The sequence below is a fragment of the Paenarthrobacter sp. TAF1 genome, assembly GCF_052113825.1.
In the GTDB taxonomy this organism is placed as follows: Bacteria; Actinomycetota; Actinomycetes; order Actinomycetales; family Micrococcaceae; genus Arthrobacter; species Arthrobacter nicotinovorans.
This window is the reverse complement of record NZ_JBFRDO010000009.1, coordinates 83987-110181: the sequence shown is the minus strand read 5'-3', so window position 1 is coordinate 110181 and position 26195 is coordinate 83987. Positions and strand designations below refer to the sequence as shown.

Annotated in this window: 25 protein-coding genes; 13 read left to right on the top strand and 12 right to left on the bottom strand. The window is 64.3% G+C overall.

The genetic code is table 11. The features are described 5' to 3' along the window. Position 1 precedes the first annotated feature (1 nt). The 6 genes from AB4Y81_RS13585 to AB4Y81_RS13560 form a co-directional block, all read right to left on the bottom strand. Positions 2–928, bottom strand: coding sequence for an AEC family transporter (locus tag AB4Y81_RS13585; RefSeq protein ID WP_441996088.1), 927 nt, complete (start codon positions 926–928; stop codon positions 2–4). A 160-nt stretch (positions 929–1088) separates the two neighbouring features. Continuing rightward, positions 1089–1520, bottom strand: a complete 432-nt coding sequence (gene panD, locus AB4Y81_RS13580) for an aspartate 1-decarboxylase (RefSeq protein ID WP_026267226.1) — start codon at positions 1518–1520, stop codon at positions 1089–1091. A gap of 187 nt (positions 1521–1707) precedes the next feature. Next, the gene (locus tag AB4Y81_RS13575) at positions 1708–3216 is read right to left on the bottom strand and encodes a rhamnulokinase (protein WP_441996087.1); all 1509 of its coding nucleotides are present in this window, start codon (positions 3214–3216) and stop codon (positions 1708–1710) included. Positions 3217–3224: 8 nt separating this feature from the next. After that, entirely contained in the window at positions 3225–5264 is a 2040-nt protein-coding gene (locus tag AB4Y81_RS13570; RefSeq protein WP_441996086.1) for a bifunctional aldolase/short-chain dehydrogenase, read from the bottom strand. A 2-nt stretch (positions 5265–5266) separates the two neighbouring features. Next, positions 5267–6433: an L-rhamnose isomerase gene (rhaI, locus tag AB4Y81_RS13565; protein WP_354627570.1), complete on the bottom strand. Its 1167-nt coding sequence runs from the start codon at positions 6431–6433 to the stop codon at positions 5267–5269. Further along, positions 6430–6831, bottom strand: coding sequence for an L-rhamnose mutarotase (locus AB4Y81_RS13560; protein WP_039243139.1), 402 nt, complete (start codon positions 6829–6831; stop codon positions 6430–6432). Before AB4Y81_RS13560 ends, rhaI begins: the two co-directional genes overlap by 4 nt. Positions 6832–6955: 124 nt before the next feature. Here AB4Y81_RS13560 and AB4Y81_RS13555 point away from each other — a divergent pair, with 124 nt between their 5' ends. Continuing rightward, positions 6956–7972 carry a LacI family DNA-binding transcriptional regulator gene (locus AB4Y81_RS13555; RefSeq protein WP_416429640.1) on the top strand — a complete coding sequence of 339 codons (1017 nt, stop codon included), beginning with the start codon at positions 6956–6958 and terminating at the stop codon, positions 7970–7972. Between the two features lie 16 nt (positions 7973–7988). Here the strand turns inward: AB4Y81_RS13555 and AB4Y81_RS13550 are convergent, their stop codons facing one another. Further along, positions 7989–8972 (bottom strand): LysR family transcriptional regulator, encoded by a 984-nt coding sequence (locus AB4Y81_RS13550; protein ID WP_441996085.1) that lies wholly within the window; start codon positions 8970–8972, stop codon positions 7989–7991. A gap of 7 nt (positions 8973–8979) precedes the next feature. Then, a complete protein-coding gene (locus tag AB4Y81_RS13545; RefSeq protein ID WP_110505290.1) occupies positions 8980–10251 on the bottom strand; it encodes an amidohydrolase in 1272 nt (423 codons plus the stop codon). 131 nt (positions 10252–10382) lie between these two features. On the opposite strand from AB4Y81_RS13545, the gene AB4Y81_RS13540 reads away from it, so the two are divergent. The 12 genes from AB4Y81_RS13540 (at position 10383) to AB4Y81_RS13485 (ending at position 21070) form a co-directional block, all read left to right on the top strand. Continuing rightward, a complete protein-coding gene (locus AB4Y81_RS13540) occupies positions 10383–11300 on the top strand; it encodes a LysR family transcriptional regulator (RefSeq protein ID WP_441996084.1) in 918 nt (305 codons plus the stop codon). 134 nt (positions 11301–11434) lie between these two features. Continuing rightward, positions 11435–11866 (top strand): hypothetical protein, encoded by a 432-nt coding sequence (locus AB4Y81_RS13535; RefSeq protein WP_441996083.1) that lies wholly within the window; start codon positions 11435–11437, stop codon positions 11864–11866. Then, a complete protein-coding gene (locus AB4Y81_RS13530) occupies positions 11863–12306 on the top strand; it encodes a hypothetical protein (RefSeq protein WP_064722463.1) in 444 nt (147 codons plus the stop codon). The genes AB4Y81_RS13535 and AB4Y81_RS13530 overlap by 4 nt, the downstream gene beginning before the upstream one ends. A gap of 207 nt (positions 12307–12513) precedes the next feature. Then, positions 12514–13017: a RidA family protein gene (locus tag AB4Y81_RS13525; protein WP_144027654.1), complete on the top strand. Its 504-nt coding sequence runs from the start codon at positions 12514–12516 to the stop codon at positions 13015–13017. Then, positions 13010–13783, top strand: a complete 774-nt coding sequence (locus tag AB4Y81_RS13520; RefSeq protein WP_416429637.1) for a hypothetical protein — start codon at positions 13010–13012, stop codon at positions 13781–13783. Before AB4Y81_RS13525 ends, AB4Y81_RS13520 begins: the two co-directional genes overlap by 8 nt. A 23-nt stretch (positions 13784–13806) precedes the next feature. Next, positions 13807–14577, top strand: a complete 771-nt coding sequence (locus tag AB4Y81_RS13515; protein WP_018778142.1) for an amino acid ABC transporter ATP-binding protein — start codon at positions 13807–13809, stop codon at positions 14575–14577. Positions 14578–14593: 16 nt separating this feature from the next. Continuing rightward, a complete protein-coding gene (locus AB4Y81_RS13510) occupies positions 14594–15217 on the top strand; it encodes an amino acid ABC transporter permease (protein ID WP_441996097.1) in 624 nt (207 codons plus the stop codon). Further along, complete coding sequence (locus AB4Y81_RS13505; RefSeq protein WP_039243131.1) at positions 15214–15867, top strand: amino acid ABC transporter permease; 654 nt, start codon at positions 15214–15216, stop codon at positions 15865–15867. Before AB4Y81_RS13510 ends, AB4Y81_RS13505 begins: the two co-directional genes overlap by 4 nt. Before the next feature lie 26 nt (positions 15868–15893). Then, positions 15894–16736, top strand: coding sequence for a substrate-binding periplasmic protein (locus AB4Y81_RS13500; RefSeq protein WP_441996082.1), 843 nt, complete (start codon positions 15894–15896; stop codon positions 16734–16736). A gap of 107 nt (positions 16737–16843) precedes the next feature. Continuing rightward, a complete protein-coding gene (locus tag AB4Y81_RS13495) occupies positions 16844–18085 on the top strand; it encodes an ROK family protein (protein WP_018778146.1) in 1242 nt (413 codons plus the stop codon). A gap of 93 nt (positions 18086–18178) precedes the next feature. After that, on the top strand, positions 18179–19549 hold the full coding sequence (locus tag AB4Y81_RS13490; protein ID WP_441996081.1) for an MFS transporter: 1371 nt from the start codon (positions 18179–18181) through the stop codon (positions 19547–19549). 12 nt (positions 19550–19561) lie between these two features. Further along, complete coding sequence (locus AB4Y81_RS13485; RefSeq protein WP_441996080.1) at positions 19562–21070, top strand: carboxylesterase/lipase family protein; 1509 nt, start codon at positions 19562–19564, stop codon at positions 21068–21070. A gap of 84 nt (positions 21071–21154) precedes the next feature. Here AB4Y81_RS13485 and AB4Y81_RS13480 read toward each other — a convergent pair whose 3' ends face one another. From AB4Y81_RS13480 to araB, 4 genes are read right to left on the bottom strand one after another with little or no spacing between them, the layout of a single operon-like run. Continuing rightward, complete coding sequence (locus AB4Y81_RS13480; RefSeq protein ID WP_018778149.1) at positions 21155–22066, bottom strand: aldose epimerase family protein; 912 nt, start codon at positions 22064–22066, stop codon at positions 21155–21157. After that, positions 22063–23598: an L-arabinose isomerase gene (araA, locus tag AB4Y81_RS13475; protein ID WP_039243124.1), complete on the bottom strand. Its 1536-nt coding sequence runs from the start codon at positions 23596–23598 to the stop codon at positions 22063–22065. The genes AB4Y81_RS13480 and araA overlap by 4 nt, the downstream gene beginning before the upstream one ends. A gap of 56 nt (positions 23599–23654) precedes the next feature. Next, complete coding sequence (locus AB4Y81_RS13470; RefSeq protein ID WP_039243122.1) at positions 23655–24362, bottom strand: L-ribulose-5-phosphate 4-epimerase; 708 nt, start codon at positions 24360–24362, stop codon at positions 23655–23657. Next, positions 24359–26101, bottom strand: a complete 1743-nt coding sequence (gene araB / locus AB4Y81_RS13465) for a ribulokinase (RefSeq protein WP_441996079.1) — start codon at positions 26099–26101, stop codon at positions 24359–24361. The genes AB4Y81_RS13470 and araB overlap by 4 nt, the downstream gene beginning before the upstream one ends. Positions 26102–26195: the final 94 nt, after the last annotated feature.

Here is a 26195-nt window from a genome sequence, read left to right as displayed (position 1 = left end):
GTCAGGTAAGCAGCAGTGCGACGGCGATCATCGCCGGCACTGCCACGATCGTGGTGATGAGCACGGTGTCCTTGGCGACGGTAATTCCCGCCTGGTAACGGTTGGCGGCCACGAACACGTTCTGGGCTGTGGGCAGCGCCGCGGTCACCACCACCGCGAACAGCGCATGGCCGTCCATCCCGAGGGCGAAGCGGGCGAAAAGATAAGCCACCAACGGGTGCACGACCAGTTTGAAGCCGCTGGCCAACAGGGTGTCGAGCCGGCGTCCTGCGGCCTTCTGCAGGGGCCTGGAACCGTTCAGGCTCATCCCGAACGCCATCAGCATCGCAGGAATCGCGGCCCCGCCAATGAGGTGGATCGGCTCGAGAATAAGCGTTGGCACCTGGAAACCGGTGCCCGCCACCAGAAGGCCCAACGCTGAGCCCACGATCATGGGGTTCCGCACGATCATCAGGACGAAGCGCAGGGGAGTGGTCCGATGTGAACTGGTACTGGCATCGAGGGCCATCAGGTACATGGGGGTGAAAAACGCCAACTGGAAGATCAACAGCGGTGCCACATAGCTCGCATCGCCCAGGACGAACACGGCGATGGGGATCCCCAGGTTGGCTGAATTGGCCAGCGACGCACTCATGGAAGACATGAGCGCTTCGGGCATGCTGCGCTTCAACCAGAGCTTCACGATCAGGAAGAACAGCAGGCCGGTGATGACGGCGCCGACGGCCGTGACCAGCAACGGAGCGGCGAAAACATCATGCAGTTTCGCCTTGCTCAAGGTCTCGAAGAGGAGCGCGGGGCTAGCCACGAAGAACGTCAGGGAACTTAACACGGAGCGGGCGTTGTCACCGAGGATGCCGCGACGGCCAACGAACATGCCCACCAGGATGATGGCCCAGACAACGAAAAACCCGGACAGGACGCCGATCATGACGGCGTGCCGGCGGGGATTTGTTGGATCACGAACTACAGCCTAGCCAGAACAGCCGCGTGAGTAAGCGTTTTCAGGCGACCGTCCCGATATTTGGACCCTGAACGCGCCCGACGCCGGCACCCTGGTGAGTGCCGGCGTCGGGCGTTGCTGTGGGAACCTAACTGAGGTGCGCTGCGTTGCTGAGCGCGTGCGGCGGGCGCATGAGCCCGGGGGTGTGGCCCTCGGCGGGGTCGTTGCCAAGCTGCAGGATCTTGTTGTCCTTGCCGACATGAACCACCCTGGGTTCGTAGGCCCGGGCCTCTTCCGTAGTCATTTCCGCATAGGTGATGAGGATGACGGTATCGCCGACGTGGACCATGTGCGCGGCCGCGCCGTTGATGCCGATCACGCCGGACCCGCGCTCGCCGGCGATGGTGTAAGTCTCCAGCCGGGCGCCGTTGGTGACGTCAACAATGGACACGAGTTCGCCGGGAAGGATGTCGGCCGCATCCAGCAGGTCCAGGTCGACAGTGACCGAACCGACGTAGTGGAGGTCGGCATGGGTCACCGTTGCACGGTGGATCTTGGACTTGAACATTGTGCGGATCATAGTGGGACCAGTTTAGCGCGGGACCCTCACCCGGCGCTGTGACGTACCAGACTCGGAGCCTGCCGTAGAGCGGGAGATTCACAACCACGAGACCGGGGCCTGTTGCTTCCTGACCTTGTTCAAATGCAGGATGGCCGCGGATCAACCTCACTTGGTTGATCCGCGGCCGCATCCGGTTCAAAGAGGGTCAGGACCGGCTGGACTGCAAGGCGCCGGCCGGCTCGTATCGCAGCAGTTCCGTCCCTGCGGCCACGAGTACGCGCAGCTCAGCCAAGCCACCCTTGACCAAGCCTGCGGCCCTCGCCTGCACCAGCACATTGCCCAGCGCTGTTGCTTCGACCGGCCCCGCGACCACCTGTTTGCCCGTTGCGTCAGCAGTGAGCCGGCACAGGAGCCGGTTCTGCGAGCCGCCGCCCACAATATGCACCACGCTGGTGCTTCGCCCCGTGAGCCGCTCTGCGTCGGCCAGCGTGCGGGCGTAACCGGCAGCGAGGCTGTCCATGATGCAACGCACGACGGCGGCAGGCCGGTCCGGGAGTACCGCACCGGTGTTGCGCACGGCTGCGCGGATCCGGTCCGGCATGTTGTCCGGTGCTGTGAAGCGGGGGTCGTCGGCGTTGATCCGGGGTCCACCGGCAGGCAGTGCCGCCGCGGAATCCAGCAAGGCGGTGAGCGCTTGCGTGTGGCCCTCGGCTGCCCACGCCCTTTGGCATTCGCTGAGCAGCCACAGGCCACCGACGTTGCGGAGGTACCGGATGGTGCCGTCCACGCCGCGTTCGTTGGTGAAGTTGGCTTTCCGGCTGGTTTCGTTGAGGACCGGCCGGGGAAGCTCGACGCCTACCAAGGACCACGTGCCCGAGGAGATGTAGGCGAAATCCTGGTCCGCAGCGGGAACTGCGGCGACGGCGGATGCGGTGTCGTGCGAACCGACGGCCACCACTTTCGTGTCCGCCGGAAGGCCCGTCCGGTCAAGGATCTCCGGCAGGAGCGTTCCCACCGTTTCGCCGGGTTGGATCAGCGGAGGGAAGACGTTACGGGGCAGGCGGAGGGCGTCCAGGAATTCCGTGGCCCACTCTCCGGCGACGGCGTCGAAGAGCCCGGTGGTGGAGGCATTGGTGGCTTCCGTCCGGCGCTCACCCGTCAGCAGGAAAGCAATCAGATCGGGGATCAGGAGAGCTTGCAGCCCTTCAAGGTTCGGCTCCGCGGCCAGTTGATACAGGGTGTTGAACTGCAAGTACTGCAATCCCGTGGCGGCATAGAGGTTTTCCGGGGAAACGGCCGCATGGACGCGCTCCACGGCGGCCCGGCTGCGTTCGTCGCGGTAGCTGTAGGGCTGCGCGGTCAGTTCGCCGGCGTCGTTCACCAAGCCGTAGTCAACGGCCCAGGTGTCGATGCCGATGCTCACGATGCGCTCGCTGTTACCCCGGGCAGTCGCGGCGGCGGCCGTCAGGCCTTTGAGCACCTCAGCGAAGAGGGCGTCGAAATCCCAGCGGAGGCCGCCGTCGAGCTCTATGACTCCGTTGGGGAAGCGGTGGATCGTCTCAAGGGAGACTCCTGTGGCGGGGGAGACGCGGCCCAGCATGACGCGGCCGGAAGAAGCGCCGATGTCGATGGCTGCGAAAACCTGGTCTGTCTGCGGTGAGGACACCGCCCCGGCGTGTGCCGGGGCGGTGTCCGTGGTGGTTCCGGTGGTCACTGGTGCTCCTAGCGGAGGAAGGCTGCTGCCACGCCGGCGTCCACGGGAATGTGCAGGCCGGTGGTGTGGGAGAGCTCGTTGCTGGTGAGCACGGACGCGGCGTTGGCGACGTGTTCGGGCAGGACTTCGCGCTTGAGGAGCGTGCGTTGGGCGTAGTACTTGCCCAGTTCCTGCTCGTCCACGCCGTACACGGCTGCTCGCTTTGCGCCCCAGCCGCCGGCGAAGATGCCGGAGCCGCGGACCACGCCGTCAGGGTTGATGCCGTTGACGCGGATACCGTGATCGCCCAGTTCGGCGGCGAGCAGGCGGACCTGGTGGGCTTGGTCTGCCTTGGTGGCGGAGTACGCGATGTTGTTCGGACCGGCGAACACGGAGTTCTTGGAGGAGATGTAGATGATGTCCCCGCCCATGCCTTGGTCGATCATGACCTTCGCCGCGGCCTTGGACACCAGGAACGAGCCCTTGGCCATGACGTTGTGCTGGAGGTCCCAGTCCTTCTCGGTGGTTTCCAGCAGCGGCTTGGAAATGGAAAGGCCGGCGTTGTTGACCACCAGGTCCAGGCCGCCGAACGCGAGCACGGCCTCCTGAATCGCGGCGGCGATCTGGGCTTCGTCGGTCACGTCGGCCTGGACGCCGATGGCGACGTCCGGACCGCCCAGTTCCTCGGCGACCTTTTGCGCGTTCTCAAGGTTCAGGTCGGCAATCACCACGCACGCGCCGTCGGACGCCAGACGGGTGGCGATCGCCTTGCCGATACCCGACGCCGCACCGGTCACCAGCGCGATGCGGGTGGCGTGGGACTTGGGCTTGGGCATCCTGGCGAGCTTGGCTTCCTCCAGGGCCCAGTACTCGATGCGGAATTTCTCGGATTCCTCGATCGGGGCGTAGGTGGAGATGGCCTCGGCGCCGCGCATCACGTTGATGGCGTTGAGGTAGAACTCGCCGGCGACGCGTGCGGTCTGCTTGTCCTTGCCGAAGGAGAACATACCCACGCCCGGGACCAACACGATCGCCGGGTCCGCGCCACGGAGCGCCGGTGAATCAGCGTCAGCGTGCCGGTCGTAGTAAGCCTGGTAGTCCTCGCGGTAGGCGGCGTGCAGTTCCTTGAGCCGGTTGGTTGACTCTTCGATCGAGGCATCGGCCGGCAGGTCCAGCACCAGCGGCTTGACCTTGGTGCGGAGGAAGTGGTCCGGGCAGGAGGTGCCAAGCGCGCCCAGGCGCGGGTGCTCTTCCGCGGCAAGGAATTCAAGCACGACGGCGTCATCGCTGAAGTGCCCCAGCTGCGGTTTGTCAGTGGAGGCCAGGCCGCGGATCACCGGAGCGAGGGCCGCAGCCTTGGCCCTGCGCTCAGCTTCGGGGAGGGCGCCGTAGCCGGGGAGCGGGGCACCGAAGGGCTCGGCCTTGCCGTTGTCCTTGATGTAGTTCTCTGCCTGGTCGATGATCCACAACGAGTTGGCCTCGGCCTCTTCGCTGGTGGCACCCCAGGCGGTGATGCCGTGGCCGCCCAGGATGGTGCCGATGGCCTGCGGGTTGGCTTCCTTGATCGCGGCGATGTCCAGGCCCAGCTGAAAACCGGGACGACGCCACGGCACCCACACCACCTTGTCGCCAAAGACCTTGGAAGTCAGGGCTTCGCCGTCAACGGCGGTTGCGATCGCGATGCCCGAGTCCGGGTGAAGGTGGTCAACGTGGGCGGCGTCCACCAGGCCGTGCATGGCGGTATCGATCGACGGCGCGGCGCCGCCCTTGCCGTGGAGGCAGTAATCGAAGGCGGCCACCATTTCGTCTTCGCGCTCGACGCCGGGGTAAACGGACTTCAGTGCCTGCAGCCGGTCCAGCCGGAGTACTGCGAGGTTCTCCACTTTCAGGGTGCCGAGGTCGCCGCCGGAGCCCTTGACCCAAAGAAGCTCTACGTCCTGACCCGTGACGGGGTCCTTCTCGGTGCCCTTGGCGGAGGTGTTGCCGCCGGCGAAGTTGGTGTTCCGTTTGTCCGCACCGAGGCGGTTGGAACGGGAGATCAGTTCTTCAACAGTGGTGTTGGTAGTCATGCTTAGGCGCCCCATCCGGCTTGCTGGCCGCCTGCGCGGTCCTCGTTGATTTTCTTCTGGTATCCGCTGGCCTTGTAAGCGGCCATCGGGTCGGCGGGCAGGCCGCGGGATTCGCGCCACTCGGCCAGGACCGGGCGGACATCGGTGTAGAAGGCATCGTTGAAGATGCCGTTTGCCGCCAGGACGTCCCCGGCACGCTGGGCTTCGCTGAGTGCGGCGGTGTCCACCAGCAGCGCGCGGGCCGTCATTTCCTGGACGTTCAGCACCGAGCGGATCTGGCCCGGGATCTTCTCCTCCAGGTTGTGGCACTGGTCCAGCATCAGGGCGACGCCGGATTCTTTTCCGAAACCGCCGCCACGAATGACCTCGTGCATGATGCGGAACAGCTGGAACGGATCCGCCGCGCCCACAATCAGGTCGTCATCGGCGTAGAAGCGGGAGTTGAAGTCGAAGGAACCCAGCTTGCCCAGGCGAAGGAGCTGCATCACGATGAACTCGATGTTGGTGCCTGGGGCGTGGTGGCCGGTGTCCAGGCAGACGAACGCCTTCTCACCAAGGGCCAGGGTCTGGGCGTAGGAGGTACCCCAGTCCGGAACATCGGTGTGATAGAAAGCCGGCTCGAAGAACTTGTACTCAAGGACCAGGCGCTGCTCATCGCCCAGGCCCGCGTAGATTTCCTGGAGGGACTCCGCCAGGCGGTCCTGGCGGCCGCGGATATCGTCCTGGCCCGGGTAGTTGGTGCCATCGGCAAGCCAGATCTTCAGATCGCGCGAACCCGTGGCGTGCATGATCTCGATGCACTCCAGGTGGTGGTCAATCGCGCGGCGGCGGACGGACCCGTTGGACGAGGTCAGCGAGCCGAACTTGTATTCGTCATCCTGGAACGTGTTGGAGTTGATGGTGCCCAGTCCCACCCCGAGGCCCTCGGCGTACCCGCGCAGGGCAGCGTAGTCGTCAACCTTGTCCCACGGAATGTGCAGCGCCACGGTGGGAGCCAGGCCGGTGAGCTCGTGGACCTTCGCGGCGTCGGCGATCTTTTCCTGCACGGTGCGCGGCGTGCCCGGGGTGCCGAAGACCTTGAACCGGGTCCCCGAATTGCCGTAGGCCCAGGACGGCACTTCAATGGCCAGTTCTCCCAGGCGGCCCAGGGCCGATTCTGTGGTGTTCATGATTGTTCCTTCTGGTGTCCGATGGTGGTGTCTGTATGTACTGGCGTGGCCTCGTTTGTGACGTTGCCGGCGTCGGCCAGTTGGTCTTCAAGGTTGAAAACTTCTTCGATGACTTCGAAACCCTGGTCCGGAGGGAGGTTGCTGTTCGCGAACAGGGTGGCCATTTCCGCTTGCCAGCGGTTATTGACGTCCGTGAGGGCCATACGGGCCTGTGCTGCCGCGTAGTCTTCGCATTCCAGGTAACCGATCAATTGACCGTCGGGTGCCAGGAACAGCGAGTAGTTGTTCCACCCTGCGTCCTTCAAGGCCGTCAACATCTCAGGCCAGACGGCGGCGTGGCGGCGCTTGTATTCGTCCATCAGTTCCGCTTGGACGGAAGAGCGGAAACATACCCTCATGCGGTTCTCCGGGTTACTCGTCTTTGAATCGTTTCATTTGTTACGATTCAAATTACCCTCGGCAAGCAGAGGGTGTCAAGGCGTTTCCAGCGTCCTTGATTTTCGACCAGCGAGAACGGAAAGCATGTCCCAAACAGCGAGCATCAAGGACGTCGCCAACCACGCACACGTTGCCGTGGGAACTGTCTCCAATGTGCTGAATTATCCGGACAGGGTTTCCCAAAAGACCAAAGAACGCGTCCTCAAATCCATCGCCGAACTTGGCTTCGTGCGCAATGACGCCGCCCGCCAACTCCGCGCCGGTCAAAGCCGGACCATCGGGCTTATCGTCCTCGACGTCGGAAACCCCTTCTTCTCTTCCGTGGCCCGTGCTGCCGAAGATGCCGCAACCGCCCTGGGCAGCGTGGTGCTGGTGGGCGACAGCGGCCAGGACGCTACCCGCGAAGCGCATTACATGGATCTCTTCCAGGAGCAGCGTGTCCAGGGCCTGCTCCTGTCACCCGTCGGGGACGTCGAAGCGCGGATCGATACCCTCAGGGAGCGCGGAGTCCCCACGGTCCTGGTGGATCAGCTCGCCGACACGGAACGCTGCAGCTCAGTCTCCGTGGACGACCAGGAAGGCGGTTATCTCGCGGCCCGGCACTTGCTGGACCTGGGTCGCCGTCGTCTGGCCTTCGTTGGAAGCCCCTCCATCCGCCAGGTATCCAGCAGGCTTGAGGGCGCGCAGCGTGCTGTGGCGGAAGTCCCGGAGGCGACCATGGAGGTACTCGACTCCGCGGGACAGACTGTCCTGGCCGGCCGGCAAGTGGGAAACGCGTTGGTGGAGCGCGATCCCGCTGACAGGCCCGAGGCCGTCTTCTGCTCCAACGATCTCCTGGCACTCGGCGTCATGCAGTCGTTGACCATGCTCCGCACCGTCCGCATCCCGGATGACATTGCCCTGATCGGGTACGACGACATCGATTTCGCCATTTCCGCCGTCGTTCCTTTGTCCTCCATCCGACAGCCCACCGAAGCCCTGGGGCGGACGGCGATCGAGCTCCTCGCCGAAGAGCAGGAAAACGGTGGAACCAAGCATCGCGCCGTCGTGTTCACCCCTGAGCTCGTAGTGCGCCAGAGTACGGCCGGCTCGCCCAACTAGGGTTCAGCTGGCAGGATTACGACGCGCGGAGCCCGGCAAGGTAGCCCATCGACGCCACCGCGTCGGGCTGCTTCGTCTGACGGACGATGCCGCTATGGGACGCGGCCAGCTTGTCCGCAGCACGGCCCAGGCACTGCAGGAAACTCGTGATGGAAACGCCGGCCTGCGACTTCTGCCTGAGTGCTGAGATGTGGCGCCGGGCCGTGCAGCCGGAGATGCCCGTTGCCACGATCCGGTCCGTGGGTACATGGTCCATGGCCGGGACCAGCGCTATGCCCAGCCCGGAGCGGACCATGCCGCGGAGGGCGTCGTAGTTGTTGCTGCGCACCGGAATGCGGGGTGTGAATCCGCCGCTTGCGCACAGGTGCCTGAGGCAGGCATCGCCGGATGAGTCCTCTTTTGTCGAGACCCAAAGTTCCTGCGCAAGGTCCTGCAGGGTGATGTTCTCCGCGCCGGCCAGGCGATGGGATTCAGGGAGCAGAAGCAGCAGTTCCTCCGCAAGGAGTGGTGTTGCCGCCACGTTCGACGGCCATTGTTGGGGGACGAGGTCGTAATGGAACACCACGGCGACATCGAGCGTGGAGTCCCGGACCATGCCCGCGAGCTCGGAGGGACCGCCCTCTTCCAGGTCCACGCTGGAGTTGGGATGCCTGCGCAGGTACGAGGCCAGGCCGTCGGGGAGGAGCCGTTGGCTTGCTGTGCTGAAGCTGCCCAGGCGCATGAGGCCGTAGTCGCCCTTGCTGAAACCCTTCATGTCGTCTTCCAGGTTGCCCAGGGCGTTGATGATGTCATGTGCCCGGGCTGCCAGGAACTTTGCTGCCTCGGTGGGGCGGATGCTTTGGGCGTCACGCTCCACCAAGGGTGCCTGCACTGCGCGTTCCAAGGCCGCCACTTGCTGCGAAACGGCTGATCCGGTGTAGCCGATCTCGCGCGCGGCGTCAGCGAAGGAGCCTGTTCTGAGCACCACGGTGAGGGTGCGCAAATGGACGGGATTCAGCATGGCCGTGCTACTTCCCTGCAGGCGGCGTGAGCAGCCGCTCCACGTCCATGGCGCCGCCGGCCGCTTCGAAGTCCAGGCGGACCTGCTCCCGGAGCCGCGCGTCGGCCAGATAGTCGGCCGCAGTCAGTGCCAGCCCCACCGCGCCGTCCACGACGGCCGCATCACCGGCGGGGCTGATGGAATGCTGGCCGAACTCCACCGTGTGCATGACCGCAGTTTCGCGGGAAATGCTCACCGTGGGATGGATCGAGGGGATCCGCAGGCTCAGGTTTCCCAGATCGGTGGACCAGCCGCCGCCCACCAGTTCGGTCTCAAGGGTGATGGCCCGGCCGCGCGCAGCCATGTGCCCGTGGTAGCGCGCGGCCAAGGCGTCATTGCTGCGGACGGGGAGGTAGGCCGGGAACGGGTCCCAGGTGGTCTCCAGCCGCGTGCCGGTCATCTGTGCTGCGCCCTCCAGGATGTCCTGCACTTTCTGCGAAATGTCCACAAGCCCGGCCGGGTCCAGGGAGCGGATTTCGACGACGGCGCCCGCCAAGTGGGGGACGACGTTCACCGCTGATCCGCCCTCCGTGATGATGCAGTGGAGGCGGTCCGTGGCGGGGATGTGTTGCCTGAGTGCTGCGATGCCTTGGTAGGCGGCCACGACGGCATCGAGGGCATTGCGGCCCATGTGCGGGGCCGACGAAGCGTGGGCCGCAACGCCATGGAAGGTGACCTCCACGTCGCGGACCGCCAGGGAGGCAAACGAGGCGACCTCGTACTCGCCGGTGAACGGGTGCAGCATCACCACCGCGTCGATGTCGTCGAAGGCGCCCGCCCGGGCCATGAGTTCCTTGCCGTTTCCGTTTTCTTCGGCAGGCGTGCCGAGGAGCACCACTGAGCCGCCGAGCTTTTCCACCTGGGCGGCAACTCCGAGGAACGCTCCGACAGCGGCAGCGCAGATGACGTTGTGTCCGCAGCCATGGCCAACGCCGGGAAGGGCATCGTATTCGGCCAGGACAGCCACTTTCGGGGATCCGGATCCCGCCTCGGCCCGAAGTGAGGTGCGGAGGCCGTATCGGCCCACCTGCACGGGATAGCCCCGATACCTGAGGAATTCGGCGGCGAAAGCGACCGAGAGGCGCTCTTCGAAGCCCACCTCTGCGATGCCGTGGATTCCGTGGCTGAGCTCGCGAAGGTCCGTGCCAAGGTCCTCGATGGTGTTGGTGATGCTTCGTGCAACGGATTCGGGGGCGCCGAGTATGCCGGTAAGCGTGAGTTTGGACGGGTACGTCTCCATGATGTCCACGTGGCGTCCTTTCAGGGGATGGGGGCCTGCTGCGGACGTCGTCGTCCACTCGGCGGCTCGTGGTTTAACTTAAGATACATCCATATCTGCCTTAAGAATAGCTAATCGTGCAAGAATGTTTCATGACCGAAAAACCTCTTCCGGACGTGCCCCGGCTGCGCCTTCTCAACGAGGTGGCCCGGCAAGGGTCCCTGGCCGGTGCGGCACGTGTCCTGGGCATTACGTCTTCGGCCGTTTCGCAGCAGATCAGCATTCTCGAACGGGAAACCGGGGTCCAGCTCCTCGACCGTTCATCGCGGGGCGTCGGGCTGACCGGTGCCGGTGAAATCCTGGTGGAGCACGCCCGGGCCGTGGTTCGCCTTCTGGAAGCAACCCGCGCCGAAATGGACCAGCTCAGCGGCGATCTTTCGGGCAGGGTCCGCATCGGTTCCATTCCCTCCCTCGCCCGGACAGTGCTCCTGCCGGTCGCCGAGAAACTCGAGGTGACCGTTCCCGACGTCGAACTGACCGTCAACGTGGTTGAACCGGTCGACAGCATCGAGCAGTTGCTGAACGGTGCCCTGGACATCGCGATTGTCGACCTCTACGACAACGTGCCCATGGCATTCCCGGACTATCTGGTCACCAGGGAAGTGCTCAGCGAGCCGCTGGTGCTGGTCACGCCGCCGGACTACGAGGTCCCGCCCAGGCTCAAGTTGTCGGACCTCAGGAATGAGGCCTGGGTGCTGACCCCGGACGCGGGAGCATGCGGCCAGGCAGTCCGCTACGCCTGCCGGAATGAGGGTTTCGAGCCCAACATCCGCTGGGTAGTGGACGATCTGCTGCTGCTGGTGGAGTCCATTTCCCGGGGCCGGGGCATCTCCCTGCTCCCTCCGCTCTCCGTGGACAGCACTGTGGCGCCCGTGGGAATCCATGCGTTCGACAAGCCGCACATCCAAAGGCGCGTCCTGACAGTGGCGCGCAGCAGTGATGCCAGGCGGCCCATCGTCAAGGCTGTCCTGGACGAAATCCACAGCCTCCTGGGTGCCGCAGCCGCCTGAGCCGCGTACCGCCGTCGGGCCTCCAGTCGTGGGCATTACGCAGCACGCTGCCGTCCTGGCAGGAAGGTGGCGAGGCCCGACTGTTACGCTTCTCTCATTGACGTACATCATGTACATGGTCCAATGTTGAGTGTATGAGCACCCCAACGCACGAGCGTCGGACCTTCGGCTATGCCGGCGCCCGCATGTCCTTTAAGACGATCCTTGATACGAGCGATCGTGGCGGCTTGTCCATCATTGAGCGGGGTGGAAGCTCGGCATCCGTAGTGAACACAGGCCTGTTCCGGGAATTCCTTATGGAGACTCTTCCGGCACAAGTGAAGGTAGTGAACGAGGATGGGGCATGGGCGATGTTCTTGCCCGGCCTACCACTGGCGGCCGAAGGTGTCACGCTGGAAGAGGCCAGCCTCGATCTGATTGATGCCCTCCGCGAATACGCCGAAGACTGGGAGGACCACCTGCGCACGGCGCCCAACCACCGCGGCAACTGGGCTTTGGTTCAGCTTATCGACTCCTCTACGGATGAGGAACTGGYCGATTGGCTGAGCGGTCGTAGTAAGAAGTGAGTCAAAAATACCCGCCAGGCACCCGCGACGACCATGAAACTTTCTGCAGGAATGAGGAATGGCAGCCCGTCCACAACGCCAAAGGCCAGAAAGTCCGTCATCACGCCACCTATGAACTCGCCCTCTACGATGGACGGATTCTTCGGACACGCATCTCGCGTCCCGTGGACCGTTCCACTTATGGTCCTTCCCTCTGGGGAGAAATTCTGAAGAACCAGCTCGAAGTTGCACCGGGCGAATTCTGGGGATGCGTGAAGGACGGCATTCTTCCAGACCGGGGTGTGCCCGAAGCGCCAACGAGTTCGTTGCCGCTGGAACTTGTCATTCAACTCACCAAGACCGCCAAGATCCCTGAGGCCACAGTTGCTGCCATGAGCAAGGAAGAAGCCATCAAGGCCATGAACGACTTTTGGACATCCATGGTCTCGCCACCAAAGTAGCTGTTGGCAGGGCCGTCCTGGACGAAATCCACGGCCTCCTGGGTGCCGCTGCCGCCTAAGCCGCGGCCGCCGTCGGGCCCTTAACGCCGCCGCAAGAATCTCTTGCGGCAGCGCCAGCAAACCTCGCACTGTTGCCGGGTTAAAAGCCCTTTTTTCGTTCCATGCTTGAAGTGATCAGTGACGATCACCACAAAGGAGAACGAAAAAATGACCACCCTCGAACGACGCTTCGCAGAGGTTCCCGGACACTGGCAGGTGCCGGGCCACTTCAAGATCAACCACAGCCACGGCATCCGCGTGGGCGACATGATTTACGTGGGCGGCCAGGAAGACCTCGACGCGGACGGAAACGTCAACAACCCCGGCGACATCGTTGCCCAGTGCAAGAACGTCATGGAGTCCCTGAAGCGGGTCATCGAAAGCCTCGGCGGCACCATGGGCGACGTCGTCCAGTTCAATACCTTCTACGCCGGCGAGCTCAGCTACGAAGAATGGCAGCGGACCTACGACATCCGTTTCAGCTACTTCCCGGCCCCCGGCCCCACGGCAACGGGCATCCTCATCGGCGAGGAACTGAACCTGCCCGGCATCCGCGTGGAGGTCAACGCCGTCGCCATCGTCGGCAGTGCCGCCACCCGCGTGGAAGCGTTCGACGACGGCACCCAGGCAACGCTCGACGTTCCGGTTGCGGGGGAGTCACCCAATGCCTGACATCAAGCCCCAACTTGGCGTCATCCTGTGCGACCTCGATTCCTACCCCGTGGACTACATCGAATGCCTCACCCCGGATGCGCCAGGCATCAGCAACAACCCCGTGGGTTTCTTCGAGAATCCCACCAGCTGGCAGGGCCTCCCCGTGGCCTACGCCGTGGCGCGCGGAGCCCGGGTTGAGCCCTTGGTTGCCGGAGAGCCGGAAGCCATCGACGCTTTTTGGGCCGCCAGCGAAAAGCTGGCCCACTGTCCGCTGGTCATCACCGACTGCGGCTTCTTCTTCTACGCCCGCAAGGACACGCGCCGGACGGCCAACGTGATCACCAGCGGCCTGGACCTGCTGCCCATCGCCTCGGTGCTCAGCAGCAAAGACATCGGTGTGCTGACTGTCTCGGAAACTCTGGCCGCCAAGTTGCTGGCCGACCACGCGTTGTCCCCACAGATTGTCATTGCCGGCATGGAAAGCGAACCGGGCTGGGCAACCATGCTGACCAACGACCACGCACTGGGCAATGGCTGGGACCAGGAGATGCTCAAGGAAGGCGTTGCGTCCGTAGTGAAGCGGGAGTTCGGGCCGGGAGGGCGCTTGGAGAACATCGGCGTGCTGGTCCTTGAATGCACCCTGCTGCCCGAATTCCGCCAGGAAATCCGCAAATACACCAGTGTGCCCATCCTCGATATTGCCTCCTTCGCGCTGAACGCCCTTGGCAAGGGTTTCGACGTCGGCGAGGCTCCGGCGCCTGTCGGCCCGGCTTTGAGCCGATGACACAAGTCAGGAACGAGTCAGTCATGCAAGAAGCCACCCGGCAGGACCCGATCGCCATATCGCTTGAGTCCGTCACCAAGCGGTATGGGGACCATACGGTGATCAACGACGTGTCACTGTCCGTGCGGGAGGGCGAGGTGATCGCCATCATCGGACCCAGCGGAGCCGGCAAGAGCACGCTGCTGCGATGCATCAACCTGCTGGAGGTTCCGGACAGCGGCAGGATCACGGTGGAAGGAAACCACGTGGACGCCGGACACCAGATCAGCCACAAGGACCTGGTCCGCCTGCGCCGCAATGTGGGCATGGTGTTCCAGTCGTTCAACCTGTTCCCGCACATGACCGTGCTGCGGAACATCTCGCTTCCACAGGAACGCGTCCTCGGCCGCAACACCAAGGACGCCGACGCGCGCTCGCTGGCACTGCTTGAGCGGGTGGGGCTCGCGGACAAAGCCCGGCAGTATCCCAGCCGGTGCTCGGGCGGACAGCAGCAGCGGATCGCCATTGCACGGGCATTGGCCCTGGACCCCCGGGTGATGCTCTTCGACGAGCCCACGTCGGCACTGGACCCCGAGGTGGGGCTCGAAGTCCTTGCCGTCATGCGTGAGCTTGCTGCCGAAGGGATGACCATGGTGGTGGTCACCCACGAGATGCAGTTCGCCAAGGATGTCTCCGACAGGGTGGTGGTCATGGCCGAAGGCGCCATCCTCGAGGAAGGCGATCCCGCCGTCGTCTTCACGGCCCCCACCATGGACCGAACGCGGAAGTTCCTCCGCGCCGTCCTGGAGCGCTGAGGTGGAGGCCTTGGCCGTGGTTTCGCAGGGCGTCACCATGACCCTCCTGCTGACCCTCTCATCATTCCTGCTGGGAGCCATCGGAGGAATTCCCTTGGCGCTCGCCCGCCGGTCCCGGATACCAGCGGTCCGGTTCATTTCCCGCGCCGTCATCGAGTTGCTGAGGGGCATCCCTCCGCTGGCGTGGTTGTTCATCATCTACTTCGGCATCGGAACCGGCGTGATCGAACTGAGCTCCTTCGCCGCTGCCGTCATCGGTTTCGGGCTGGTGGCTTCGGCCTACATGGCGGAGATCTACCGCGGCGGCCTGACCGCCATCCATGAAGGCCAGTGKGAAGCCAGTGACGCATTGGGACTCTCCCGGGGCGCGACATTGGCCACCGTTATCGGGCCGCAGGTCCTTCGCGTTTCGATCCCGGCGGCTGCCACCTTCGCCATTGGTTTGTTGAAGGACTCCTCCGTGGCATCAGTCATCGGGGTGCAGGACACCATCTACTGGGCCAGCCATGAGTCCACGGTCAGTGGTGACGCCATTGTTCCGTTCCTCTACGCGGCCGGACTGTATGTCGCCATGACCATTCCCTGCGCCTGGGCCACCCGGCAGCTGGACAGCAGGCTCCGGAAGCGGGTTGCGCGATGACATTCTTCAACGATTGGGTGGACTATTTCCCGGACCTGCTTGGCGGGCTGGGCGTCAGCCTCCAACTCACACTCGTCACTTTGCTGATCGGCCTGCCCGCCGGATTGCTCCTGGCCCTGGGTGCCGGTTCCCGGAACAAAGTCCTACGGATGATCACCATCACTGTGATCGAAATAGGCCGTGGAACACCCGCCCTGGTGGTGCTGCAGTTGTTCTACTTCGGCCTTCCCAGTGCCGGCATGACGCTGACGTCCTTCGTGGCTGCATCGTTGGCGCTGGCATTCACTACGGCCGCTTACACCAGCGAGATCCTTCGCGGGGGCCTGCAGGCTGTTCCCGGCGGCGAGGTGGAAGCCGCGCATGCGCTGGGAATGGCCCGACGCGACATCCTGCGTTTTGTTGTGATTCCACAAGGAGTCAGAATCGCCATCCCGCCGCTCATGGGATTCGCGATCATGGTGTTCCAGGCAACCTCCCTGGCCTACACCATTGCCATGCCGGAATTGATGAGCCAGGCCTACTCCATCGGTTCCATCACTTTCCGCTACCTGAGCATCCTTACCCTCGCGGGCCTGATGTACGCCTTGATTACCATTCCCGCGAGTTCCCTGAGCAACTTCGTTGAGCATCGTTTGGCGCGTCACCGTTGACGCGCCGATTAGGCAAAGGAACCACCATGAAACTACGAATGATCGCGCCGGCCGTGGCCGCCGTGACGCTGGCCGCTGCTCTCAGCGGCTGTGGCGGCAGCACCGAAGCCGCAGGGTCCAAGACTGCAGCCGACTGCAAGCCGGCCTCCCAGTTCAACACCATGAAGAAGGGAACCCTGACGGTGGCCGTGTATGAGGCGCCGCCGTATGTGACTTTCAAGGGCAATGAACTCGGCGGGGTAGACGGCGATATCCTCATGGGCTTCGCCAAGAAGGAGTGCCTGGACATCGCCACGGTTTCAGCTGCCGCTGCAGCCGTCATTCCGACGGTCCAGGGCGGACGCGCCGACATCGCAACCGGTGGTTGGTGGCGTTCGGCAGCACGAGCGGAAATCCTGGCTCTGACCGACCCCATCTACACCGACCAGATGGTCCTGATTTCCAAGGATGGCCTGACAAAGGCCTCTGACCTGAAGGGCAAGAAGGTCGGCACGGTCAATGGCAATGTCTGGGTGGACGATGCCAAGAACTACCTGGGTGGCGACCTCCAGCTCTACAAGGCCCCTGTGGACCTGTTCCAGGACCTGAAGTCCGGCCGGATCGATGTTGGGATTGATGGATTCGGTGAGGCCCACAACAACAGCAATGGCCTGAAGGTCGAGGTCATGGAGCCGGACAGTGCCATCAAGGCCTCCCTCGAACCTCCCCAGACCTGCCTCCCGGTCACCAAGGACAACGCAGGACTACTGGCAGCCTTGAACGCCTATGTGGACGGGCTGCGGAAGGACGGCAGCCTGGAGAAGATCGTGGTCAACAACGGCTTCCCCGCATCTTCCATCAACACCGGGGCGGCACGGCTGATCGCCTGACCACCCAGGCAGGTCGCAGCAGATGCCGTTTTGAACGTTCAGGGCGGCATCTGCTGCCAGCCGGTTGTGCCGGGCGGAGCTTGCCGTTCGTGTGACAGGCTAGCGTCATGGTCAACCACGTACGTGGCTCCGGGGCGCCGGGGCTTGAATCCGCCAGTTCGCTCGTCAGCGGTGACGTGCGCCGACATAACCTCGAACTGGTGGCTGGACACCTCGTGGAGCACGGTCCCAGTTCCCGCAGCCAGATTGCCGACGGCACGGGGTTGACGCGTGGCGCAGTAACAGCGTTGACCAGGTTGCTGGTGGAGGCCGGGACTATCCGGGAAGTTGAACCGGTCTCTGCGGGCGGAAAAGGCCGGCCGCAGACACTCCTGGAATTGGCCGCCGATGACGTAGCCCTGGTGGCCCTTCAACTGGACGCCGATGAGGCCACCGCAGTGCTTGCCTCCTTGGCCGGAGACGTCTTGTTCCGCCATTCGGAACATCACGGACGGCCCATGGGGGACCCGGAGCCTGTGTTGGACGTCTTGGCGGCAGTGCTGGAGCGTGCTGTGGCAGCGGCCGGGGGAATGGGCCGCCGCGTGGTGGATGTGACGGTCGTGGTCTTTGCACCGGTGCTTGGTAATCCGCCTATGGTCTTCGGCGATTCGGACATGGGCTGGGGCGAAGTGGATGTCCTTGACGGGCTTCGAAAGCGGGTCCCTGGATTACCGGAGAGCCTCTCCCTGCATTCGGACGCCGGATTCGCGGCCATGGCTGAATTCGATCTGCTCCCCGGCGTCAAGGACATGGTCTATCTGAAGAGCAATTCAGGAATCGGAGGGGCGGTCATTCTCGACGGCCGGCTCCTCACGGGAGCCCATAGCCTGGCGGGCGGCTTCGGACACCTTCCCATGGACCATCAAGGGGAACGCTGTGTTTGCGGGCAACGCGGTTGCCTGGTCCTGGTCGCCGGACCTGACGTTGTCCTGAAATCTGCCGGGCTGGGCGAAGAACTGGAATCCTTGGGCCTGGGCAGTGCCTTGGGGGAGCTGACCGAACGGATTGCACGCGGCGACGCGCGCGCAGTCGAGGCTTTCGACGCCGCGGCGGACTGGGTTGCCCGGGCCCTTCACGTCATCAGCCGTACCCTCGACCCCCAGACGGTGGTGCTGGGCGGATATTGGTCCGTGCTGGCTGACCGGATAGCCCGCTCCTTCGCCGAGCACGCACCGATCTCTCCTTCGCCGGACAGCTACCTGCCCACTATCCGGGCCGGGCAACTGGAGAACGACGCGACGCTCCTCGGAGCGATCCGGGAATCGAGAAAACGGTTGCTCCGGGAGCCGCTCGAGGTGCGTTTAATTTAACCCTTGAATTATTTATGGATGCGGCGCATACTCAATCCCAAGTGATCATCGGTTTTCGATGATCCCGCCGTAACTTTCTCAATGAGGAGAGCCGTGTCCACACCCCTGCCTGAGATCAATTCCATGCCCCCGTCTGCGCAGGTTGCAGAGCCTGCGCAGGTCACCGGGTCTGCGCAGGTCACCGGGTCCGCGCAGCTCTCCCCGTTCGCTCAGATCAGCGAAGAACGTTCGCCCGCAACAGCAACAAGCCGGCCGGCCGGCAGGGGCCTGTTGCCGTCGCTGGCCATCACCTCCATGGTCCTGTTCGCCACGTACTCCGGACTCATCGCAGTGCTTCTGCCAAACCAGGTGGCCGCCATCGACGAGGCCAACAAGGTAGCCAACTTCGCCACCATTTCCACGGTCTCGTTCTTCTTCACGCTGTTCGCCCAACCCGTTGTGGGGGCGCTCAGTGACCGGACACGGAGCAGGCTCGGCAGGCGGGCGCCCTGGATGCTTATCGGAGCCGCGATTGGCGCGGTGTTCCTCATGGGACTCGGCGGCCTCGAATCGATCTTCTGGATAGTGTGCTTTTGGGTGATCATCCAGGTGTCGCTGAATGCTCTGCAGGGCCCGTTCTCTGCGATTGTCCCGGACAGGTTTCCCCGGGAACGCCGGGGGATCGCCTCGTCCATGGTCGGTGTGGGCACGATGGCCGGCTCCACTGCCGGTGTGATCCTGGCAGGCAACCTCGCCGGCAATGTAGGCCTGGGCTATACGGTGTTCGGCATTGCAGTCCTGGTGGCCGCGCTGCTGTTTGTCCTGCTGCACCGCGACTTCCCCAGCCGGAACGTGACGCATCCCCCGTTCCAGTGGAAGCAGTTCCTCGCAGGATTCGTCATCAGCCCCCGGCAGCACCCCGACTTCGCGTGGGCCTTCGCGGCCCGCTTCCTCTTCACCCTTGGCTACTTCGTGGTCTTCACTTTCCAGCTGTACATCCTGACGGACTACGTCGGCCTGGCGCTCGCAGAAGCCAACGCCAGCATTGGCCTGCTGAGCCTGGCCGGCCTCGGCAGCACCCTGATCTCCGTTTCGCTGGGTGGCTGGTGGAGTGACCGCATCGGCAAGCGCAAGGTGTTCGTCTACGTAGCGTCCGCATTGATGGTGCTGGGGCTGTTGATGCCGGTGATCATGCCGGACATCTCCGGCATGATCGCCATGGGCGTCGTCAACGGATTCGGCTTCGGACTCTACATGGCCTGCGACACGGCCCTGATGACCGAAGTCCTCCCCGGTGGCGGTACCGCCGCCGCAAAGGATCTCGGAATTCTCAACATTGCCACCAACATCCCGCAGGCAATGAGTCCGGTCGTTGCCAGCGTGCTGATCAGTTCCTTTGGCGGATACCCCGCCCTCTTCATTTTCGGCATGGCAGCGGTGGCGATCGCCGCCGTCGTGCTTGTCCCCATCAAAAGCGTCCGATAGGAGCCCCACCGCATGACCCCGTCACTTTCCCAGGAGTTCGCAGAAGTCCCGACGACGGCAGGAGCCGTACGTGGGCGCTGGCGGGAAGGCTCCGCAGCCTTCCTCGGAATACCGTATGCCGAACCACCCATTGGCGACCTTCGTTTCGCTGAGCCCGTGCCGCACCGGCCATGGGAGGGCGTCAGGGATGCCCTCGACTATGGAGCCACGCCGCAGCGGAAACTTCCGGACTCGGAGCTGATCATCACTCCGGAGCCCTCCATTCCCGGCGACTCCATCCTCAACCTGAACGTCTTCACCCCAAGCCCTTCCAGGAACCCGGACGATGGCCTCCCTGTGCTGGTCTGGATCCATGGCGGCGGCTTCATCGCCGGCTCGCCGGCGAGCCCCTGGTACGACGGTGTTTCGTTCAACCGGGACGGTGTGGTGACCGTCAGCATCTCCTATCGCCTGGGATTCGACGGATTCRGCTGGATTCCGGACGCACCCAACAACAGGGGCGTTCTGGACTGGATCCTCGCCCTTGAATGGGTCCGCGACAACATTGAAGCTTTCGGTGGGGACCCCTCCCGCGTGACGATTGCGGGTCAGTCCGCTGGAGGGGGAGCAGTGATGACCTTGCTCACGGTGTCTCGTGCCCGGGCACTGTTCGAGAGGGTCATTTCACTCTCCGGAGTCCCCACCGAGAGGACGCTGGGCCAGGCGGAGGCCGCCGGCCGCCGCCTGGCCCAGTTGGGGGGAGTCGAAGCGACGCGCGCCGGCTTGTCGGCACTTTCCGAAGAACGCGTCCTTGAACTGCAGGCTGAAGTAGCGGGGATGGGTGGGACGCCCCAACATGCAGACCCCATCGGGTCGCTCGCTGACCTCATGCGGGACGGCCTGGTATTTGGGCCGGTGGTTGACGGCGTTCTGATTCCGGGGCCAACGGTTGAGGCCATGCGCCTGGGGAACGGTTCGGACAAGGCTCTGTTGGTGGGCTGCACTGACCATGAGTTCAACATGTCGACGGCGGGTGYCGGCCCGTTGTTGCCCAAGGAGCCGGACGCGGCCCTGCTGGAAAGGTTGGGTGCCTCGCCGGAGATAGCCGAAGCCTACTTGGCAAGCCACGGGGGGCTTCCGAGCGAGGTCCTGGCGGGCCAATATGTTTCCGACAGGATTTTCCGCACGCCTACCCTGAACGTTGCCGAGGCTCGAGCCGGCTCGGCGGCACCCACGTGGGTTTACCGCTTTGCTTGGCGGTCACCGGTCACCGGGGATGCCGGCCATTGCTTCGACATCCCGTTCTTCTTTGATGTGACCTCGGCCGAACGTGTGGCCGCGATAGCCGGCGACGAACCGCCCGCGGCTTTGGCTGCGGACGTGCACGGAGCGGCGGTGGCCTTCATCCGGGATGGCCAGCCGGGGTGGACACCCTGGGACGCCGGTGACCACCAGGTGCGGGTCTTCGACGAGCCAAGCATCGACGTCGAGGACGGTTACGCGGACGTGCGGCTCCTGCAACACGTCCCCTCGGTCCGGTAGCGAAGCCGGAGTCCTTCCCGGTTGGTCGACGAAAGAGCCCGGCCCGGCACGGAGTGTTTCCGTGCGGGGCCGGGCTCGTTGCAGCTATAGTGCGTAGATGCTCCAGGACGCCGTGTGTTCGGCGCCGGGTTCAAGCCGGACCAGGTCCGTGCCGCTGTTGAAGGCATCGGGTGGACACGTCATGGGCTCCGCCGCCAGGCCCAGCCGGTTGGGCAGGGGGTCGGGCTTGTCGGCGGTATGGATCTGCAGCCACTTGCAGCTTTCGTCCCATGACATACCAACACCGGACATACCGACTCCGGTGCCCGCCGGGTCACGCAGTGACAGCCGCGCCAGCCCGCCGTCGAACGAGAGGTCCGTGAAGGCATGATCGATCTCTGTGCTGCCGATGGCCCGGGCGGTGCGGAAATCGAAAGCGTGGCCCTCCGTGGGGGCAAGACCCACCGGCAGGAGCCTGTCAGGTGTCACCTCGAGGAACGAGTCTGCGGCGAACTCAAGCACCCATTCATCCAGTGGCGACGGACCTGCCACCAGGTACGGGTGGGGGCAGACGCCGTAGGGTGCAGCGACGTCGGCCACGTTGCGTGCGTTCACGGTGGTGCGCAGGCCCTCCCCGTCCAGCTCATATCGTGCCGAGAGTTCCAGTACGAACGGGTAGCCCTCGCTTGGTCCCACGGTGCAGGTGAGGGTGAGCGAAGCGGCGTCGGACTCCAACAGGGCCCAATCGAGCACAAAGGCGAGGCCATGCAGCGCTGTTTCCCGCTCAGGTTCGTTAACCGGCAACTGATGCTCGACGCCGTCGAAACTGTACTTGCCATCAGCGATCCTGTTGGGCCACGGCGCGGCGATGATGCCACGGTAGTCCGGGATCGGGCCGCCTTCCGGGAAGGGAACCACCAGGTCCCGGCCCTCGAACTGCAGGACACGCAATGCTGCGGCGCGGGCGGCCACAACAGCCGTGTAACCGCCGGCGGTCAGCGTGTATTCAGCGCTCACAGGCCGCCGGCCAGTTTGTAGTAGGCGGCGTTCCAGGCGAGTTCCTTCTTGAACTGCTTGATGGTGGTGTCCTCGTCAATGGTGAGAAGTTCGGTCTTTGCGATTTCGGCGAAGTCCTCGAACACGTCCAGGCCCACCTGCGTGGACAATACCGTGTGGTGCGCAGCGCCGGCAGTCAGCCACGCGGCGGCCGAGGTAGCGAAGTCGGGCTTCGGCTCCCAGAGCGCGCGGGCCACCGGAAGGTTGGGCAGCGGCTGGTCAAGGTCGACGACGTCCACCACGTTCGCGACCAAGCGGAACCGGTCGCGCATATCGGACAGCGCTACCACGACGCCGGGTCCGGCGTCGGTGTCGAAGACCATGCGGACGGGATCTTCCTTGCCGCCGATGCCCAGCGGGTGGATCTCGACGCGCGGCTTCCTGGCGGTCAGTGAAGGGCAAACCTCCAGCATGTGGGCGCCCAGGATCTTCTCCGAGCCGGGTTCCAGGTGGTAGGTGTAGTCCTCCATGAGCGAGGCGCCGCCGGGCAGCTCGCCGCCCATGACTTTGGCAGCCCGCACCAGGATGGCGGTTTTCCAGTCGCCCTCTGCGCCGAAGCCGTAGCCGTCAGCCATGAGGCGCTGGACAGCCATGCCGGGGAGCTGGCGCAGCTCGCCGAGGTCCTCGAACGAGGTGGTGAACGCTGCGGAACCGTTGGCTTCGAGGAAGCTGCGCAACCCCAGTTCGATGCGGGCGCTGTACCGCAGCGACTCGTGGCGGGCGCCGCCTGCCTTCAGCTCGTCAACCACCTCATAAAGGCGCTCATACTCCGCAACCAGGGCGTCGACGTCGGACTCTTCAGCGCCGTGGACGGCATCGGCGAGCTCGTTGACGGACCAGGTGTTGACCGAGACGCCGAAGCGCAGCTCGGCTTCGGTCTTGTCGCCTTCGGTGACGGCGACATTGCGCATGTTGTCGCCAAAGCGGGTCAGCTTCAGCGTGCGGACGGCGGCCCAGCCCGCCGAGGCCCGCTGCCACGCACCCACTTGGCGGGCGACCTCAGGGTTGCTGACATGACCGACGACGGTCTTCCGCGGCACGCCGAGGCGCGACTGGATGTACCCGAACTCGCGGTCGCCGTGGGCTGCCTGGTTGAGGTTCATGAAGTCGAAATCGATGTCCGCCCAGGGGAGGTCGCGGTTGGCCTGGGTGTGCAGGTGCAGCAACGGCTTGCGGAGCGCGTCCAGGCCCTGGATCCACATCTTGGCAGGGCTGAAGGTGTGCATCCAGGCGGTCACGCCGATCACAGAGTCATTCGAGTTTGCTTCCAGTGCGGTGCGGCGGATGGCGTCGCTGTCCGTGAGGACCGGCTTCCAGACGAGCTTCACGGGGACATCGCCGGCAGCGTTCAGGACGTTGGCAATCTCCTGCGACTGCGCGGCGACCTGCTTGAGGACGTCCTCACCGTAGAGGTGCTGGCTGCCGGTGAGGAACCAGACCTCGTACCGGTCAAGCGATGTGGAGTTGGCGGAGGCGTTGTTGGCGGTGGGCATTTTCGTGGGCTCCTGGGTGGCTTTGACGTAAGCGTGGGCTTGTTGGCTGGGCCGCCTCAGCGGCCGTAAACGTTCTGGTAGCGGTCGTACAGGGACTCGATCTTGGCCTGGTCAATGGGCAGCGGCTCCCCGAGCTGGCGCGAAATGTGGACGGTCCTGGCCACTTCCTCGCACATCACAGCGGCTTTGACGGCCTCGCGGGCGGATTTGCCGATGGTGAACGGGCCATGGTTCTGCATCAGCACTGCCGGTGAGTTGGAGTTCTTCAGCGTCTCAACGATGCCCTGGCCGATGGAGTCGTCGCCGATCAGCGCGAACGGTCCGACAGGGATCGGTCCGCCGAATTCATCGCCCATCATGGTGAGCACGCAAGGGATTTCCTCGCCCCTGGCGGCCCAGGCCGTGGCATAGGTTGAGTGGGTGTGCACCACGCCGCCGACCTCGGGCATGTGCCGGTAAACGTAGGCGTGCGCAGCGGTATCCGAGGACGGTGAGAGGTCCGGGTTGCCCCAGTCAACTGTCCCGCCGCTGCCGGTGTTCATGCCCCGGACGGGCATGCCGAAAAGATCGGTGACCACCATGAGCTCCGGCCTGAGGTCATCGTAGGAAACGCCCGACGGCTTGATGACCATCAGGTCGTGCCCGGGGATGCGGCCGGAGACGTTGCCGGCGGTCCAGACCACCAGTTCGTAGCGGGTCAGTTCGGCATGGAGCCCGCAGACTTCCTCGCGGACTTTGGCGATGGTGTCAAGGAGGTTGCTCATGCGGACACCCGCTCTGCGGCATCGGAGGAGGAGTTCGACGCCGGTTCGGCCACCTCACCGGTGCCCTGCGCCTGGCGTTGGATCGCCTTGAGACGGTGCATGACGTTGTTGCTTCCCCGGCCGAAGTAGTCGTGGAGGGTCTTGTACTCCTGGAAGAGCACCTCGTACGCGGCGACGTTCTCCGGGATGGGCGTGTAGACAGCGCCGGGAGCGGCGGCCATGGAAGCGGCTGCTTCGCGGATGTCCTTGTACTTGCCGGCTGCCACTGCCGCGTGGATTGCTGAGCCAAGCGCGGGACCCTGTTCGGATCCGATGGTGGAGAGCTGCAGGCCGGTGATGTCGGCGTAGACCTGCATCAGGAATTTGTTCTTCAAGAGGCCGCCGGCCACGATGAACTCCTTGACCGGCACACCGGAATCGCGGAAGGCGTCCACGATGGTCCTTGTGCCGAAAGCGGTGGCCTCCAGCAAGGCCCGGTAGCTGTCCTCCGGCTTGGTGGCCAGGGTCTGGCCCACCACCACGCCGGAAAGCTCATGGTCCACCAGCACGGAGCGGTTTCCCGAGTGCCAGTCCAGGGCGATCAGGCCGTGCTCGCCGATGGCCTGCTTCTCTGCCAACTCAGTGAGGTACTCGTGGATCCCCAGGCCTTTTTCTGCTGCAGCCTGGTGGTACTCGGGGGGAACACCGTTCTTGGTGAACCAGCCAAAGATGTCGCCGACTCCGGATTGGCCTGCCTCGTATCCCCACAGTCCGTCCACGATGCCGCCGTCAACCACGCCACACATGCCGGGGACCTCGCGCAGCACGTCGCCGTTCATCACGTGGCAGGTCGAGGTGCCCATGATGGCGACGAGATGGCCGGGTTCAACGGCGTTGGCAGCCGGGGCGCTGACGTGGGCATCGACGTTGCCCACGGCCACCGCGATTCCTGCCGGCAGCCCGGTCCATCCCGCGGCTTCTTCGGTGAGGTAGCCCGCGGCATCTCCCAAGCGACCGATGGTGTGCTCCAGTTTGCTGCTGACAAAGTCCTTGAAGTCCGGGTTCAGCGCTGCCAGGAAATCTTCGGAGGGGTACTTGCCGTCCTGGAAGATGCCCTTGTATCCGGCGGTGCAGGCGTTACGGACGTAGTTGCCGCAGAGCTGCCAGACGATCCAGTCGGCCGCCTCCACCCAGTGGTCCATGGCGCCGTAGACATCGGGGTCTTCTTCAAGGAGCTGCAGGCCCTTGGCGAATTCCCACTCGGAGGAGATCAGGCCGCCGTAACGCGGAAGCCAGGCCTCGCCACGCTCTTCGGCGAGTTCGTTGATGCGGTCCGCCTGCGGCTGCGCGGCGTGGTGCCGCCACAGTTTCACGAACGCGTGGGGGCGGTCCGCGAATCGTTCCAGTTCGTTCAGCGGGGTGCCGTCCGCCGTCGTCGGAACCATGGTGCAGGCGGTGAAGTCAGTGGCTATGCCCACCACGTTGTCCGGGTTGATGCCGGCATCGGCGACGGCGGCCGGTACGGCGTTGCGCAGGACGTCGCGGTAGTCGTTGGGGACCTGGAGAGCCCAGTCGGCGGGCAGGCGGCGGCTGCTGCCGGGCAGCTTTTCCGTCACGACGGCGTGCGGGTATTCGAACACGCCGTTTCCGAGCTCGGCGCCATCCGATACGCGCACCACAACGGCGCGGCCGGACAGGGTGCCGTAGTCCACGCCGATGACAAACTGCTCATCGAGCGGACGGTTTTCAGAGGTATTCATGGGGGTCTCCATCCGGCTGGCCAGGGCCTCATTGCCGGGGGTCGGGGTGGAAAGTGAAGAAGGTCTGATGCAATTGTTAGCGCTCACAACATTG